General features: G+C 41.0%; 12 protein-coding genes and 2 pseudogenes. 9 read left to right on the top strand and 5 right to left on the bottom strand.

Annotation, left to right across the window (positions count from 1 at the left end; all coding sequences use genetic code 11):
• Positions 1–81 precede the first annotated feature (81 nt).
• From HMPREF0023_RS14740 to pgi, 4 genes are read left to right on the top strand one after another with little or no spacing between them, the layout of a single operon-like run.
• Positions 82–1956: a polysaccharide biosynthesis protein gene (locus HMPREF0023_RS14740; protein WP_008942463.1), complete on the top strand. Its 1875-nt coding sequence runs from the start codon at positions 82–84 to the stop codon at positions 1954–1956.
• Positions 1957–1969: 13 nt separating this feature from the next.
• The gene (gene galU, locus HMPREF0023_RS14735; RefSeq protein WP_008942462.1) at positions 1970–2845 is read left to right on the top strand and encodes a UTP--glucose-1-phosphate uridylyltransferase GalU; all 876 of its coding nucleotides are present in this window, start codon (positions 1970–1972) and stop codon (positions 2843–2845) included.
• A gap of 17 nt (positions 2846–2862) precedes the next feature.
• Positions 2863–4122: a nucleotide sugar dehydrogenase gene (locus HMPREF0023_RS14730; protein WP_004637413.1), complete on the top strand. Its 1260-nt coding sequence runs from the start codon at positions 2863–2865 to the stop codon at positions 4120–4122.
• A gap of 2 nt (positions 4123–4124) precedes the next feature.
• On the top strand, positions 4125–5798 hold the full coding sequence (gene pgi, locus HMPREF0023_RS14725) for a glucose-6-phosphate isomerase (protein ID WP_008942461.1): 1674 nt from the start codon (positions 4125–4127) through the stop codon (positions 5796–5798).
• Positions 5799–5855: 57 nt separating this feature from the next.
• Here pgi and HMPREF0023_RS14720 read toward each other — a convergent pair whose 3' ends face one another.
• Both HMPREF0023_RS14720 and HMPREF0023_RS14715 read right to left on the bottom strand, forming a co-directional pair.
• Positions 5856–7226 (bottom strand): phosphomannomutase/phosphoglucomutase, encoded by a 1371-nt coding sequence (locus tag HMPREF0023_RS14720; RefSeq protein WP_008942460.1) that lies wholly within the window; start codon positions 7224–7226, stop codon positions 5856–5858.
• 246 nt (positions 7227–7472) lie between these two features.
• A complete protein-coding gene (locus tag HMPREF0023_RS14715; protein WP_005092645.1) occupies positions 7473–8678 on the bottom strand; it encodes an aromatic amino acid transaminase in 1206 nt (401 codons plus the stop codon).
• A 442-nt stretch (positions 8679–9120) separates the two neighbouring features.
• Between HMPREF0023_RS14715 and HMPREF0023_RS14710 the strand changes: the two genes are divergently transcribed.
• From HMPREF0023_RS14710 to HMPREF0023_RS14685, 5 genes are all read left to right on the top strand, one after another.
• Positions 9121–9831, top strand: coding sequence for a GntR family transcriptional regulator (locus tag HMPREF0023_RS14710; RefSeq protein WP_008942459.1), 711 nt, complete (start codon positions 9121–9123; stop codon positions 9829–9831).
• The gene (gene prpB, locus HMPREF0023_RS14705) at positions 9824–10705 is read left to right on the top strand and encodes a methylisocitrate lyase (protein WP_008942458.1); all 882 of its coding nucleotides are present in this window, start codon (positions 9824–9826) and stop codon (positions 10703–10705) included. The genes HMPREF0023_RS14710 and prpB overlap by 8 nt, the downstream gene beginning before the upstream one ends.
• A 296-nt stretch (positions 10706–11001) precedes the next feature.
• Positions 11002–12159 (top strand): 2-methylcitrate synthase, encoded by a 1158-nt coding sequence (gene prpC / locus HMPREF0023_RS14695; RefSeq protein WP_017396654.1) that lies wholly within the window; start codon positions 11002–11004, stop codon positions 12157–12159.
• A complete protein-coding gene (gene acnD / locus HMPREF0023_RS14690; protein ID WP_005092639.1) occupies positions 12159–14765 on the top strand; it encodes a Fe/S-dependent 2-methylisocitrate dehydratase AcnD in 2607 nt (868 codons plus the stop codon). The genes prpC and acnD overlap by 1 nt, the downstream gene beginning before the upstream one ends.
• A gap of 133 nt (positions 14766–14898) precedes the next feature.
• Positions 14899–15534, top strand: a complete 636-nt coding sequence (locus HMPREF0023_RS14685) for an HNH endonuclease signature motif containing protein (RefSeq protein WP_223804359.1) — start codon at positions 14899–14901, stop codon at positions 15532–15534.
• Here the strand turns inward: HMPREF0023_RS14685 and HMPREF0023_RS17040 are convergent.
• The 3 genes and pseudogenes from HMPREF0023_RS17040 to HMPREF0023_RS14675 all read right to left on the bottom strand — a co-directional run.
• Positions 15477–15614 (bottom strand): annotated as a pseudogene (locus HMPREF0023_RS17040) (transposase family protein); the annotation flags it as partial. The gene HMPREF0023_RS14685 and the pseudogene HMPREF0023_RS17040 overlap by 58 nt on opposite strands.
• Positions 15581–15778 (bottom strand): annotated as a pseudogene (locus tag HMPREF0023_RS17035) (hypothetical protein); the annotation flags it as partial. The pseudogenes HMPREF0023_RS17040 and HMPREF0023_RS17035, both read right to left, overlap by 34 nt.
• A gap of 37 nt (positions 15779–15815) precedes the next feature.
• Positions 15816–16220 (bottom strand): transposase family protein, encoded by a 405-nt coding sequence (locus HMPREF0023_RS14675; protein ID WP_008942454.1) that lies wholly within the window; start codon positions 16218–16220, stop codon positions 15816–15818.
• Positions 16221–16399: the final 179 nt, after the last annotated feature.

Raw genomic sequence — 16399 nt, 5'->3', positions numbered from 1 at the left:
TTGATGTGTAAAAGTTATTTTCAGTTACATTAGAAGTGCGTATAAAGATCGAACTGAATGTAGGATGATTAGAAGATCACTGTGAAAAAGATTATTCATCAATTTGCCTCAGCGCCAAGATTATATAAACAACTTTTTCTTGTTTTTTTAGACATTTTAGTCTTCCCAATCATTTTATGGTTGTGCTATTCCATTCGCCTGTTTGATATAGGTGCGCAGGTTATTCCTGGTATTGATCATGGGATTCTCCTCGTCAGTTTGATTGCTGTGATTAGCTTAGGTGTTACAGGCGTATACCGATTTATCGTAAGAACCTTTGATGAGGTTTTTATTGTTAAATTGGCATTTGCTGTCGCATTGACCATGATTGCTTTATATGTGCTTAATGCATGTACTGAAGCTTATGTGCCTATGTCGATCCCATTCATGTTCGGTTTTATGATGTTTGCATGGGTTTGGGCGAGTCGTGCATTTATCCGTTTTGTGGTGAAAGCCTCTTTCTATTCTGAACTTGGGCGGAAAAGAATTGCAATTTATGGTGCAGGGGATGCAGGTCAACAAATTGCAGCTGCATTGAACCGTTCTGATGATCATTTGTCCGTATTTTTTATTGATGACTATGCATCATTACAAGGTCAGATTGTTGGTGGTTTAAAGGTTTATTCGGTAGAAAAGGCACTACAACGTTTCGAAAAAGATCGCATCGATGAAATTCTTTTGGCCTTGCCTTCTGTTGGTCGTGTACGCAAAACTGAGATCATTCAACAATTTGAATCTGCTCGTGTTAAAATCACCGAGCTGCCTGGTTTAACCCAGTTGGTGGATGGTGAAATTCGTGTTTCAGATATTCAGGAAGTCGATATTATTGACTTACTAGGACGTGATCCTGTACCACCAATTGCTCATTTATTGGTTAAAAATATTCAAGATAAAGTTGTGATGGTGACAGGTGCTGGTGGTTCAATTGGCTCAGAACTATGTCGTCAAATTATTAAAAACCAACCCAAACTTTTGGTGTTATATGAACTCACTGAGTTTGCATTATACGATATTGATAAAGAGCTAAGACGCACCGCAACCTGCGAGATTGTTCCTATTTTAGGAACGGTACAAGATCAGCAAAAGCTTGAGCGAATTATCGAACAATATCACGTACAGACGGTCTATCACGCGGCTGCGTATAAACATGTGCCTTTAGTTGAATGTAACCCTATTGCAGGTCTAAAAAACAATGCAATTGGCACGGCAAATAGTTTGAATGCGGCCGTAAAAAAAGGCGTAGAAACCTTTGTACTCATTTCAACGGATAAAGCAGTACGACCGACCAATGTGATGGGGGCGTCTAAACGCATGGCTGAGCTTTATTGTCAGGCTGTTGCCGAGACGAAGCCAAATACGCAAATCAGTATCGTTCGATTTGGTAATGTTCTCGGTTCTTCGGGTTCGGTGGTGCCATTATTTAAGCAGCAAATCGCTGTCGGTGGTCCAATTACAGTGACGCATCCAGATGTGACACGCTACTTTATGACCATTCCTGAGGCATCTCAGTTGGTGATTCAGGCTGGCGCATTAGGTTTGGGCGGTGATGTCTTCCTACTGGATATGGGAGAGCCTGTTCGCATCCAAGATCTCGCACGTCAAATGATTAAACTCAGTGGTTTAAAAGTGCGTGAAACAGGTTCTTTAGAGGGTGATATTGAAATCGCGTATAGTGGTTTAAGACCAGGTGAAAAACTGTATGAAGAGTTGCTGATTGATCAGGAAAATACAGAATATACGCAGCATACGCGAATTCTTCGTTCTTTTGAAAAGCATTATCCGCTAGAAGAGATCCAAGATATTTTTGCTAGAATCAACCAAATGACAGCGATTGATCATGATGTGGACTGGGCTTTGACCCAGCTGGAACATTATGTGGACGGTTATAAGCGTAGTGGCGAAGTCAGAGTGAATTAATTCGAGAAAAGTTATGATCAAAAAAGCAATTTTACCTGTTGCAGGTTTAGGCACGCGTTTTCTGCCAGCAAGTAAATCCATTCCTAAAGAGATGGTAACGGTGGTGGATCGTCCAGCAATTGAATATGTTGTGAATGAAGCTGTAAAGGCGGGAATCGAGCAAATTATTTTGGTTACGCATTCATCCAAAGCATCGATTGAAAATTATTTCGATCGCAACTTTGAACTTGAAACAACGTTAGAGCAAAAAAAGAAATTCGATTTACTCAAAGAAATCACTGATATTCTACCAAAACATGTCAGCGTCGTGAGTGTACGTCAGCCGCAACCTTTAGGGCTTGGACATGCTGTACTTTGTGCAAAAGATATCGTGGGGGATGACGCTTTTGCGGTTTTGCTGCCTGATGTGTTGGTGAAAGATACTGCGCCAGAAAATGATTTGTTGCTCATGATTCAACGCTTTGAGCAATCGCAAGCTGCGCAAATTATGGTCGAAGCAGTGCCTGATCACTTGGTCGATCAATACGGTATCGTAGATGTGGCAAACTCTCCAAATGAAGGTGAGAGTATTGTTATGCAAGGGATTGTTGAGAAACCTGCAGTGGGAACAGCGCCTTCGAATTTATCGGTTGTGGGGCGTTATATCTTACCTGCCAAAATTATGGCAATGTTGGAAAATACACCTCGTGGTGCGGGTAATGAGATTCAATTGACAGATGCTATTGCAAGCCTGCAACAACTTGAACCTGTTGAAGCCTACCGTATGAAAGGTCAAACCTTTGATTGTGGCAGTAAGATTGGTTATCTTAAAGCTGTATTACATTATGGTATTGAACATCCAAAACTGGGTGAAGATTTTAAGGGCTTAATTCGCGAGTTAGCCCTATAGGTTTAGGGTTAACGGTTATGAAAATCGCAGTTTTTGGCAATACCTTATATGCTGGGGTGATGTCTGCACTTCTATCTGAATCTGGGCACTTTGTGTATTGGTGTTCAGATACTCAGAAACAACAAAATGATTTGCAATATGCATTTCATGATGAAAATGTCAGCCGCTTATTAGAAAAACAGTTGAAGAGTGGGTTTCTAAAATATGCTGCGCTTCAAAATCTTCCTTTAGATATCGATGGATATTTATTCAGCTTTAATCAAACTCAAGAAGCCTTCGTTTTTGAGCTTTTAGAGACTCTTAAGCAAAGAACCATTATTCACCCCAAGTTAATGATCAATGCTTCGACCTTTGGCTTACATGGCACTGAGAAAATGCAGCAGATCCTTTCAGAAGATGATTGGGTTTATTTACCTGATACAATTCAGGAAGGTAATGCTTTGCAAAGTCTAACTCAAGCGAAGCAGTTAATCGTTGGGTGCTTAGACAGTCGTGCCCAAAGCAAAGTCAAAGAGTTATTAAGACCTTTTTTTCCTCTAGAGCAACAATATTTGTTCATGCCAATTTTGGATGCGGAGTTTACCAAACTCAGTATTTCAGGCATGTTAGCAACCCGAATTAGCTATATTAATGATTTAGCGGTGGTTGCTGAAAAACTCGGTATTGATATCGCTTCGGTTAGACAGGGAATGGCTGCGGATAATCGAATTGGTGCTGCCTATTTGTATCCTGGTGCAGGCTTTGGTGGGGAGAATTTTTCTCATGATGTTTTGACGTTGGCAAGTACTGTTGCAAATACTGGAGTCAAAAGTCAATTACTCGCGCAAGTTTGGGATATTAATGAACAACAAAAAGAAATTCTGTTCCGTAAATTGTGGAATTATTATCATGGAGAATTACAAGCCAAAACCATAGCAATATGGGGGGCTTCATTTAAGGAGAATACTTCAAGTATTCAACAATCACCGATACATCAAATGTTAAAAGCATTGTGGGCGCAAGGCGTAACGGTTCGTTTACATGATCCACAAGCATTAGATGAAATCGCGATGATTTATGGTGAAAGAGCCGATTTAATTCTCTGTAATGATCAATATGATGCAGTACATCATGCTCACGGTTTGTGTGTCTTAACTGCTTGGAAGCAATACTGGAGTCCAGACTTTAAGCAACTCATTCAGTTGATGGAACATCCGTTGATTTTAGATGGGCGCAATATATATGATCCTCATTATGTGAAAGCACAAGGTTTTGCTTATATGGGTGTGGGGCGTTAATTATGATTAAACACATACAGCCTTTTCCTGTACAAGAGCAGGCTTCTGTTTTAGAGCGTTTAGTCTCTTTGCAAAAGCAATTTAAAGATGTCCACCTCAATACTTTGTTTGCAGATGATCCTGCGCGTTTTAGCCTCTTCTCGGTTGAACATGATCAAATTGTCTTGGATTTTAGTAAGCATCGTGTTGATCAAAACATCTTAAAAGCGTTGGTTGAACTCGCAGATGCACAAAGCCTAGGGCGTTGGATCAAAACATTATTTTCATCTGAGCAAATTAATTATACAGAGCAGCGCGCAGCGATGCATTGGGCATTACGACTGCCACGAGATTCAGCGTTTCAGTCTGAAATCACAGCACAAGTCCATGCACAACTTGATCGTATGTATGCCTTAGTAGAAAAAATTCATGCGGGACAATATCGCGGTGCAACAGGTGAAGTGATTCAAGATGTGGTCAATATCGGTGTTGGTGGATCCGATTTAGGTCCATTGATGGTGACTCATGCACTGTCTGATTTTAAAGTCTCGACGACTAAACCTTTAGCTGTACATTTTGTTTCCACCATGGATGGAAGTCAGTTATCTGATTTATTACATCAGTTACGACCCGAAACAACGCTTTTTATTATTTCATCAAAATCGTTTGGCACCATTGATACGCTTTCCAATGCACAAACTGTTCGTCAATGGTTAGAAAAAGCATTAGGTAGTAATGATAAAATTCTGAAAAATCATTTTATTGGGGTTTCAACTAAGCCTGAAAAAATGACGGAATGGGGCATTGCAGCTGATAAACAATTGCAACTTTGGGATTGGGTCGGTGGTCGTTACTCTCTATGGTCTTGTATCGGTTTGCCAATTGCATTAACCATTGGTGTAGCAGGTTTTAAGCAACTGTTGGCTGGTGCGCATGCGATTGACCAACATTTTCAAAACGCGTCATTTCATCAGAATATCCCTGTCTTAATGGGCTTGCTAGGTGTATGGAATAACAATTTTCTAGATATTCAGACCCATGCTGTATTGCCTTATGACGGACGCTTAAAATATTTTGCGGCGTATTTACAGCAGTTAGAAATGGAGTCGAATGGAAAGTCGATTCAGCGAAATGGAGACAAAGTCGATACTGCAACTTGTCCAATTGTGTGGGGCGAGGTTGGACCGAATGCACAACATGCATTTTATCAACTTTTACATCAAGGTACACATTCGGTGAGTTGTGATTTTATCGCACCCGTAAAACGCTATAACGGCAATCAGTTTACCTATGTGGAAAATGCAGATGCATTAGTTGAACAGCATCATTTAGCATTATCAAATTGTTTGGCACAATCAAGATTATTGGCTTTTGGTAATCAAGCCCTTGCGGTTGATGAGTTACAGGATTTACCTGCTTATAAGCAATATTCAGGTAATCAACCAAGTTCAACAATTCTATTAAAAGAGTTAAATCCTTATAGTTTAGGGATGTTGATTGCAATGTATGAACATAAAGTCTTTGTGCAATCCGTACTCTGGAATATTAATCCTTTTGACCAATGGGGTGTTGAGAAAGGCAAAGAAATTGCCAATCAACTGTTACCAATCCTAAATCGTGAACAAGATGATATATCCAAATTTGATGTATCTACTCAAGGACTACTCAAGATTATCTTGGATAAGTCTATAAATTGATTTCGCGAACAAAGAATCACACGTTAATAAATCAAACTAACGTGTGATTTTACAATATTAGTTTTGAATCAGTGCAATTAGCTCATCCACATAACTTTGCATTGGCTGTGGATTTCGATCAGCACGGCTTTCGATATTCAGTCGAAGTAATGGTTCTGTATTTGACGCACGAACATTTAAACGCCATGCACCGAAATCCAGACTCACACCATCGGTACGATCAATCTGTGGATTTTGGTCTGCATAATGATCAAAGATCTTTTGAACCGTTGCTTGTGTGTCGGCCACTTTAAAATTGATTTCTCCGCTACATGGGAACTTGGCAATCATATTTTCCACGAGTGTCGAAAGAGATTGCCCTGTTTCTGAGAGTAGGGCAATGGTGAGTAACCAAGGAATCATACCGCTATCACAATAAGCAAAGTCGCGGAAATAATGATGAGCGCTCATTTCCCCACCGTAAACAGCATTGTGTTCACGCATTACATCTTTAATAAAAGCATGTCCAGATTTTGATTGTACTGCGACGCCTTGATATTGCTCTACGATATCAAAGGTATTCCAAACTAGGCGTGGGTCATGCACAATCTTTTCGCCTGATTGTTTGATCAAGAAGGCTTGTGCCAATAAGCCAACAATGTAATAGCCTTCGATAAATTGACCCTTCTCATCAAATAGGAAGCAGCGGTCAAAGTCACCATCCCATGCAATCCCCATATCTGCATTGTGCGCAAGCACAGCATCACGGGTACTGTCTCGGTTTTCAATGAGGATTGGGTTCGGAATACCATTTGGAAAAGTACCGTCTGCTTCATGATGAATTTTGATAAATTCAACTGGAATATTGAGTTGCTGGAATTTCTGCTCAATCGCATCAATCACATGACCTGCTGCGCCATTGCCTGCATTCACCACCAGCTTGAGTGGTTTAATTTTTTGAGGATCGATGTAGGTTAATAAGTGATCGATAAACTCTGGCAGAATATTATAGTTTTCAGTCGAACCTTTTTGCTCAACTTCGATAAAAGCACCTGATTCAGCGAGTGCTTGGATGTCTTTTAATCCTGTATCTGCACTGATTGGACGTGCATTTTCACGAACCAATTTCATGCCATTGTAGTCCATCGGATTATGGCTGGCGGTCACTTCAATGCCACCTTGTACATCAAGATGGAAAGCGCCGAAATAAACTTCTTCAGTACCCGTCATGCCTAAATCGAGAACATTGACACCTGCATCATTCAGACCACGAATGGTTGCTTGCTTTAAGCCTTCACTACTCAGACGGATGTCACAACCAATCACTACTTTTTTAGGTTGATAGATTTGTCCGTATGCACGACCAATTTTATAGGCGATTTCTTCGTTCAGTTCTGTACCTAATTTTCCGCGAATATCATACGCTTTGAAGCAAGTTAGTTGAGTCATTTAAAAGAGCTGTTTGTAGTTTATCAATGTGTTGAAGTATACAAAGACTAAGCGGAATTGAACATTGATTGATACAGAATTAAGCAAAGAGAAAGTCTTATTTTTAGGTGGTTGAGCGTTTCTCATTTCAATCACTCTTAGCTTAGAAAATAAAAAAGGTTGTTTCACGTGAAACAACCTTTTTGATCCATAAAGTCTCACTTTTAAAAGGGAGATGAGGAGCGATTATAGCTCCGCAAGGGGATTTTAAGCCGATTTCGCTAGAACTTCAGCCATCGCGTTTGCAACTTTATACACATTGTTCATGTTGAGACCTGCAACGCAGATACGACCACTGCGCACAAGGTAAATGGCATATTCTTCACGCAGTGTATCGACTTGTTCACCTGTCAAACCTGTATAGCTGAACATGCCTTTTTGGTTTACAAGGTAGCTAAAATCACGGTCAGGAAGTGCTTTAGTCAACTCATCTTTTAAGATGCTACGCATTTTGATAATACGTTCGCGCATCTCTTTCACTTCGCCTTGCCATTGTTGATTCAGATCAGCGTCATTTAACACTTGATCAACCAACCATGCACCCGTTGTTGGTGGGCTAGAGTAGATACGACGTACAGTTGCTTTTAACTGACCAAATGTGCATTGTGCTGCTTCAGCATCGTCACATACGAAGGTTAAACCGCCAACACGCTCACCATAAAGTGAGAAGATTTTAGAGAATGAGTTGCTGACGATGAAGTTCAAACCTGCTTGGTCTAAAGCACGAATTGCATAAGCATCTTGTTCCATACCATCGCCAAAACCTTGGTAAGCGATGTCGAGGAATGGAATCAGGTTGCGCTCTTTTAATACCGCAATCACTTGATCCCATTGTGCTGGATTCAGATCAGCACCTGTCGGGTTGTGGCAGCATGGGTGTAACAACACGATGCTTTGTTCTGGCAAAGTTTTTAGTGTTGATAACATGCCATCAAAATCAACGCCGCGTGTTTCTGCATCGAAGTATGGATAGAAGTTGCTCTTGATGCCAGCACCGTTAAAGATTGCCACATGGTTGTCCCATGTTGGTTGGCTCACCCAAACTTCTGAATTTGGGAAATAGGTTTTTAAAAAGTCTGCACCCACTTTTAATGCACCTGAACCACCCAGTGTTTGAATGGTTGCAACACGACCTTGTTGAATTGCAGGGCTATTTGAACCAAACAATAACGCTTGAATCGCATCACGGTAAGGTTTAAAACCTTCCATTGGAAGATAAAGTTTGGTTTTATCATTTCTAGGTGCAATACGTTTTTGCGCTTCGATAATGGTATCGAGCTGTGGAACGATATTGTCCTCGTTGTAATACAAACCAATACTTAAATTAACCTTTTCAGCACGTGGATCAGCATTAAACTGTTCCATTAACGAGAGGATTGGATCGCCTGCATAAGGTGGGATATGTTGAAACATTAACAATGTCCTTTTATTCAACAAGGTGCATGGATGTGTCTTGTGGAGCACTGCTCCAGATGCCCAATAATGTACCAATAAAGCGCTTATGAAGCACGCTGTTATTTACATTTCTGGTGCAGTATTTACTTACAAAAATTCGTAGCAAAGTGCTCGATTATAAGGATTGTCTACAATCAAGCTGTCATACCATAGTCGTAGCATGTATCGTACAAATAAGCTGGAAGATACATCGGAGAAGGTGTGTAAAGCCTATTTATGCACACTAAAGATTTGTTTTATTTGTATTTTATTAGGTTTTGTTGATGGTTGTGAATGGATCTGGTCAGAATGATGAGAATCTCAGACTGACTGAGTAGGTCTGTTTATTGTCGACAATCCTATTGCATTATTTGTATTATCTCGTTATAAAATCATAAAAACTGTAGAGATTGTCGACAATATGCAAGATACCCTTGTTCCACAAGATATAAGCACGAGTCAGAGTATTACTCTGACGGAACACGTATTTAAGCAAATCCAATCGGCGATCGTTTTAGGAAAAATTCCTGCGGGCAGTAAAATATCTGAACCTGAACTGGCGCGGATTTACGGTATCAGTCGTGGTCCATTGCGTGAAGCCATTCATCGTCTGGAAGGACAGAAACTGGTGGAGCGCACTGCGCATGTGGGCGCGCGCGTAGTGTCACTGTCGTTACAACAGTTTCAAGAACTCTATCAAATTCGTGCTTCACTTGAGGGCTTAGCCTGCAAATTAGCAGCACAGCATATTGATAAAAAACAAATTTTGGCATTGCGTGATGTACTGCGAATGCATGCTGAAGATGAAAATTTTAAAGCAGGTAAGGGCTATTACCTACAAGAAGGTCAAGACGATTTCCATTACTGCATTATCAAAAGCAGTGGCAATAAAACCTTAGAAAAAATGTTATGTGATGAGCTGTATCACCTCATCCGTATGTACCGAATTCAATTTTCAAATACCCCTGATCGACCAAGCAAAGCTTGGGATGAACATATCCGCATTTTAGATGCGATCGCAGAAGGTGACGGTGAACTTGCCGAAATGCTGATGCACCGTCACATCAATGCATCCTACAAAATTGTTGAGCAAACATTGCTGCAAACCCAAGGAGAACATCAACATGGCTAAATCTGCTGGACAGCTATTCCGCGACGCGGTCGCAAATGAAAAACCATTACAAGTGGTGGGTGCGATTAACGCCAATCATGCATTGTTAGCAAAACGTGCGGGCTATAAAGCAATTTATTTGTCAGGTGGTGGTGTTGCCGCAGGTTCGTTAGGTTTACCTGATTTAGGGATTAGTAACCTTGATGATGTATTGACGGATGTACGCCGTATTACGGATGTTTGTGATCTCCCATTATTGGTTGATGTGGATACAGGTTTTGGTGCTTCAGCATTCAATATTGCACGTACCACTAAATCAATGATTAAGTTTGGTGCGGCAGCGATGCATATCGAAGACCAAGTGGGTGCAAAGCGTTGTGGACACCGTCCAAACAAAGCGATCGTGACGCAACAAGAAATGGTTGATCGTATCAAAGCGGCAGTGGATGCACGTACCGATGAAAACTTTGTGATCATGGCGCGTACTGATGCACTTGCAGTTGAAGGCTTACAAGCAGCAATTGATCGTGCAGGCGCTTACATCGAAGCAGGTGCGGATATGTTATTCCCTGAAGCGATCACTGAACTGGCAATGTATAAGCAATTTGCAAATGCAACCAAAGTACCTGTATTAGCAAATATTACTGAGTTTGGTTCTACACCATTATTCACGACTGAAGAATTGGCTTCTGCGGATGTGAGCATTGCGTTGTACCCACTTTCAGCATTCCGTGCGATGAATAAAGCAGCGGAAAATGTGTATGTGACTTTGCGTCAAGAAGGCACACAGAAGAACGTTGTTGACACCATGCAAACCCGTCAAGAATTGTATGAACGCATTAACTACCATGCGTTTGAACAGTATCTTGATGGAACTTTTGCGAAGAATAAATAGTTTAGCTTTTCTAACCTCTCCCAGAAAGAGAGGGATTTCACGAATTAAAGACTTTCTAGTGGAGATAAAAAGAGTATTTTATCAGTTTCATGAAAGTCTCAATGATCGTGAAGGCGGCATGGATGCCGCCAAGTTGGACTGCGGTAGCAAGGAGGTACCGTCAGGCCAACAAAGGATTTTTGCTTACTTTTGATCCATCAAAAGTAAGTCCAACCGAAGGCTTATCCTCAAATCAGATGAGAGTTCGGTACGACACCGCTAAGAAATTCACCCAGGATATAAAAAAGGACAATCTTATGAGCAGTAATGAAACTCCAACAGGCTTCAAACCAAAAAAATCAGTTGCGTTAAGTGGTCAAGTTGCCGGTAACACAGCACTTTGTACCGTAGGTCGTAGTGGTAATGACTTGCACTACCGTGGTTATGACATTCTTGACCTTGCAGTAGGTAGCGAATTCGAAGAAGTTGCACACTTACTTGTACATGGCAAACTGCCAAACAAAGCTGAGTTGAAAGCCTATAAAGCAAAACTTAAAGCACTTCGTGGCTTACCATCAGCATTGAAAACTGCACTTGAGCAGTTACCACCATCTGCACATCCAATGGACGTGATGCGTACGGGCGTTTCAGTTCTAGGTTGTTTAACGCCTGAACATGAAGACCATAATGAAGCAGGTGCGAAAGACATCGCTGATAAATTGATGGCAAGCTTAGGTTCAATGTTGTTGTATTGGTACCACTTCAGCAACAACGGTCGTCGTATCGAAGTTGAAACAGATGATGACTCAATCGCTGCGCATTTCTTGCATTTGTTGCATGGTGAAAAACCATCTGAGCAATGGATTCAAGCAATGCATACGTCTTTGATTCTGTATGCAGAGCATGAATTCAACGCATCAACCTTTACCTCGCGTGTTGTTGCAGGTACAGGTTCAGACATGTATTCAGCAATTACAGGTGGTATTGGTGCGTTGCGTGGTCCAAAACACGGTGGTGCGAACGAAGTTGCATTCGTGATTCAACAACGTTATGACAACGCTGACGAAGCAGAAGCAGACATCCGTAGCCGTGTAGAGAAAAAAGAAGTGATCATCGGCTTTGGTCACCCTGTTTATACGATCTCAGATCCACGTAACGAAGTGATCAAGAAAGTGGCGCATGACTTGGCTGAGGCTCAAGAGAACACCAAAATGTACCTCATCGCTGAACGTTTAGAAGCAGTGATGAAAGAAGTGAAGAACATGTTCCCGAACCTCGATTGGTTCAGCGCGGTGAGCTATCACTTGATGGGTGTTCCAACAGCAATGTTCACTCCATTATTCGTGATTGCACGTACAGCGGGTTGGTCTGCACACGTGATTGAACAGCGTCAAGACGGCAAGATCATTCGCCCAAGCGCGAACTATACCGGCCCTGAAAACTTAGAATTCAAACCATTGGCGGAGCGTGGTTAATGACAAATCAATACCGTAAACCGCTGGCAGGTACCCAGCTCGAATACTATGACGTGCGTCAAGCCGTTGAAGATATTCAGCCAGGCGCATATGAAACTTTGCCATACACATCTAAAGTGTTGGCAGAGCAGCTTGTACGTAAAGCTGATGCAGAAAACTTAACTGATTATTTAAAGCAATTGATTGAACGCCGTCAGGACATGGATTTTCCTTGGTATCCTGCGCGTGTAGTTTGTCATGACATCTTAGGTCAAACCGCACTCGTCGACCTTGCTGGTTTACGTGATGCGATTGCTGACAAAGGTGGCGATCCTTCTAAAGTGAACCCAGTAGTTCCAACGCAGTTGATCGTGGATCACTCTTTGGCAGTGGAATATGGCGGTTTTGATCCTGACGCGTTTGAGAAAAACCGTGCAATCGAAGATCGTCGTAACGAAGACCGTTTCCACTTTATCGAGTGGACGAAAACCGCATTTAAAAATGTCGACGTGATCCCTGCGGGTAACGGCATCATGCATCAAATCAACTTGGAGAAAATGTCTCCAGTGATTCAAAACCGTGATGGCTTAGCGTTTCCAGATACATGCGTAGGTACAGACTCACATACACCACATACGGATGCACTTGGTGTGATCTCTGTGGGTGTGGGTGGTTTAGAAGCTGAAAACGTGATGTTGGGTCGTGCATCTTGGATGCGTCTTCCAGACATTATCGGTGTTGAGCTTGTCGGTCAGCGTCAAGCAGGCATCACGGCGACGGATATCGTCTTGGCACTCACAGAGTTCTTACGTAAAGAACGTGTCGTTGGTGCGTACCTTGAGTTCTTCGGTGAAGGCGCAGATACCATGTCGATTGGTGACCGTGCAACCATCTCGAACATGACACCTGAATACGGTGCAACGGCTGCGATGTTCTACATCGACCAAAACACGATTGATTATTTACGTCTGACAGGTCGTGAAGATGCACAAGTGGCATTGGTTGAGCAATACGCAAAAGAAATCGGTCTTTGGGCATCAGATATGACCAAAGCGCAGTATCCACGCGTACTTCGTTTTGATCTTTCAACAGTCACTCGTAACATTGCAGGTCCATCAAACCCACATGCACGTGTATCTACTGCTGACTTGAAAGAAAAAGGTATTGCAGGCGTTGTTGAAAACCGTACTGATGGTTTAATGCCTGATGGCGCGATCATCATTGCTGCGATCACGTCTTGTACCAATACCTCAAACCCACGTAACACCGTGGCAGCAGGTCTATTGGCACGTAAAGCCAATGAACTTGGTTTAGTGCGTAAACCTTGGGTGAAATCTTCATTTGCACCAGGTTCTAAAGCGGCTGCACTTTATCTTGAAGAAGCTGGTGTACTCAAAGACCTAGAAAAACTTGGTTTTGGTATCGTGGCGTATGCATGTACAACCTGTAACGGGATGTCAGGTGCGCTTGATCCAGTGATTCAACAAGAAATCATTGACCGTGATTTGTATGCGACAGCGGTACTTTCGGGTAACCGTAACTTCGATGGGCGTATCCATCCATATGCAAAACAAGCGTTTTTAGCATCGCCTCCACTTGTTGTAGCCTATGCGATTGCAGGGACAATTCGTTTTGACATCGAAAAAGATGCACTGGGTACAGACAAAGACGGTAATCCAATTTACCTGAAAGACATTTGGCCATCTGATGCTGAAATTGATGCACTGGTAAAAGAAGCTGTGAAGCCTGAACAATTCCGCAAAGTCTACATTCCTATGTTTGACCTCGGTGAAGTTGAGCAAGCGGAAAGCCCACTTTACGACTGGCGTCCAATGAGTACTTACATCCGTCGTCCGCCGTATTGGGAAGGGGCGTTGGCTGCACCACGTACGTTGACCAACATGCGTCCGCTTGCAATTTTGGGTGATAACATCACCACTGACCATTTATCGCCTTCAAATGCGATCATGATGGATTCGGCTGCGGGTGAATACCTACACAAAATGGGCGTACCTGAAGAAGACTTCAACTCATATGCGACACACCGTGGTGACCATTTGACTGCACAACGTGCAACATTTGCCAACCCGAAATTGTTTAATGAAATGGTGGTTCGTTCTGACGGCACCATTAAACAAGGTTCAAAAGCGCGTGTAGAGCCTGAAGGCGAAGTGATGCGTATGTGGGAAGCGATTGAAACTTACATGAACCGTAAGCAACCGTTGATCATTGTTGCGGGTGCGGATTATGGTCAAGGTTCAAGCCGTGACTGGGCAGCGAAAGGTGTTCGTCTTGCAGGTGTTGAAGCAATCGTGGCTGAAGGTTTTGAGCGTATTCACCGTACTAACCTAGTCGGTATGGGCGTGTTACCGCTTGAGTTTAAACCAGGTGTGAACCGTAAAACGTTGAAGTTAGATGGTACTGAGCTTTATAGCGTGATTGGTAATATCTCACCGCGTTCGACTTTGACTTTAGTGATTGAACGTTCAACTGCTGACGGTAAAGAAGAAATTCTTGAAGTGCCTGTGACTTGCCGCCTCGATACAGAAGAAGAAGTTTCTGTATATGAAGCGGGCGGGGTATTACAGCGTTTTGCACAAGACTTTTTAGAAGGTCAAGTGGCTTAGCTCAATATTTATTGAATCGTAATTACCCAAATGGGATTAGATAGAGTTTTAAGATAAAGACTGTTGATATTATTGAAAAAAGATCTTACAGTAATGTGGGGTCTTTTTTATTATGTTTATATTTAGGTTTTATATGACATTATCTTCAGGTAAAAACTCAAGAATTAAACCTACAGAAAATTTAAAAATTGTATTATTTAATGAAGTAAATGGGTTATGTCCTAAATGTAATAAGCCATTGATGCATAACAATAAAAATCAATTAACTAAATTGTATGAGATTGCACATATATATCCTCATAGCGCACATCCTCATGAGGCTGAATTATTAAAAAATGAAGAAAAATTAAATGATGATCTAGATCATGAGGATAATTTAATTGCACTATGTAGAGACTGTCATAAGATTTTTGATATACCCCGAACTATTGAGGGGTATAGAGAAATGATAAAAATAAAGAGAGAGCTTCAACGTATTTCTAGATTAAAAAATCATTGGTATGAGAATAAGTTAGAAAGTGAGATTAATGATGTTATTAATTCATTAGTTAATCTTACTACTATTGCTACAGCTGAACTATCTCTCAAAGCAATAGACTTCCTTCATAAATCATTTTTCAATCAATTTAATTGTTTATCTTTCACCCAATCTAAATTGTATATGCCAGCAAGTAAATTAAACCGCAGGTTTAATCTTTTACGACGATTTCTATATACACAAGATAAAATCTTAAAACATTTCATCCTTCCAAATACATGCTCTACTTGAATTCGTCTACGACCAATCTCTCTATTTAACTTTTTTAATTCAGAATCTAATTTTTCAGTTTTCTTTGCTTTAGATGGCATGAGGCATCCAAAACCCAATTTTTTATCCCTAAATACCCCTTATCAACGATAAAAAAGGGCTTAAATTTTAATTTCCTCATACTTTTTTTAAATATTTTAAAATCATGCATGCTTCCATGACTTCCACATACACTCAGTATTTCACCTGTTGTATAGTGCATAGATAGCTGAAATTTAAAGGTATGTCGCTTTTTTTTACCGCTATACCATTTCTTCTGTTTTTTTTGGACGTTGAACTAATATTTCAGTTGCATCAATCACAACAACTTCCCAATCCACTTCATCTCGATTAGGAAGTTGTTTTGGCAAGTTAAATTTTCCAGAACGGATTAAGGTATCTTCAATAACACGTGTGATACGAATTGCACTCGTTTCAGATACACCGTAACTCATACCAAGATGGAAAAATGTTCGATATTCTCTCCAATATTCTATACATAAGAGCAAACGATCTTCCAACGGTAATTTATGCGGTCGTCCTTTACCAATATGACGAGGTAAATGCTTATTTAGCTCGGCCAACATGAGGTTAAATGTAGCCCAACTAACACCGGTAAGCCTACGAAACTTAACGTCTGATAATTTTTGAATATCTTTGAATTTCATCCAAGGATTATCCCTTGAATTAAATAATTTTGCTGATTAATTTAAGATCAAATAAATTGTACGTTTTTTGATTTATGACGGAAGTCTAATGAAAGTTGATGAAAAGGCTAGTGAAGAATTAAATATTATGATTAAGATGAAAATAAAGAGTTGTGTTCAATACTTTTATACACATATTC

Origin of the sequence: Acinetobacter sp. ATCC 27244 (assembly GCF_000156555.1) — a bacterium.
GTDB classification, from domain to species: domain Bacteria; phylum Pseudomonadota; class Gammaproteobacteria; order Pseudomonadales; family Moraxellaceae; genus Acinetobacter; species Acinetobacter haemolyticus.
This window is presented reverse-complemented; position numbering and strand designations above follow the sequence as displayed.

What these genes read in the sequence shown, in the direction of transcription:
- galU (WP_008942462.1), top strand. Translation starts at nt 1,970, where the DNA reads ATGATCAAAAAAGCAATTTTACCTGTTGCAGGTTTAGGCACGCGTTTT.
- HMPREF0023_RS14730 (WP_004637413.1), top strand. Translation starts at nt 2,863, where the DNA reads ATGAAAATCGCAGTTTTTGGCAATACCTTATATGCTGGGGTGATGTCT.
- pgi (WP_008942461.1), top strand. Translation starts at nt 4,125, where the DNA reads ATGATTAAACACATACAGCCTTTTCCTGTACAAGAGCAGGCTTCTGTT.
- HMPREF0023_RS14720 (WP_008942460.1), bottom strand. Translation starts at nt 7,226, where the DNA reads ATGACTCAACTAACTTGCTTCAAAGCGTATGATATTCGCGGAAAATTA.
- HMPREF0023_RS14715 (WP_005092645.1), bottom strand. Translation starts at nt 8,678, where the DNA reads ATGTTTCAACATATCCCACCTTATGCAGGCGATCCAATCCTCTCGTTA.
- HMPREF0023_RS14710 (WP_008942459.1), top strand. Translation starts at nt 9,121, where the DNA reads ATGCAAGATACCCTTGTTCCACAAGATATAAGCACGAGTCAGAGTATT.
- prpB (WP_008942458.1), top strand. Translation starts at nt 9,824, where the DNA reads ATGGCTAAATCTGCTGGACAGCTATTCCGCGACGCGGTCGCAAATGAA.
- prpC (WP_017396654.1), top strand. Translation starts at nt 11,002, where the DNA reads ATGAGCAGTAATGAAACTCCAACAGGCTTCAAACCAAAAAAATCAGTT.
- acnD (WP_005092639.1), top strand. Translation starts at nt 12,159, where the DNA reads ATGACAAATCAATACCGTAAACCGCTGGCAGGTACCCAGCTCGAATAC.
- HMPREF0023_RS14685 (WP_223804359.1), top strand. Translation starts at nt 14,899, where the DNA reads ATGACATTATCTTCAGGTAAAAACTCAAGAATTAAACCTACAGAAAAT.
- HMPREF0023_RS14675 (WP_008942454.1), bottom strand. Translation starts at nt 16,220, where the DNA reads ATGAAATTCAAAGATATTCAAAAATTATCAGACGTTAAGTTTCGTAGG.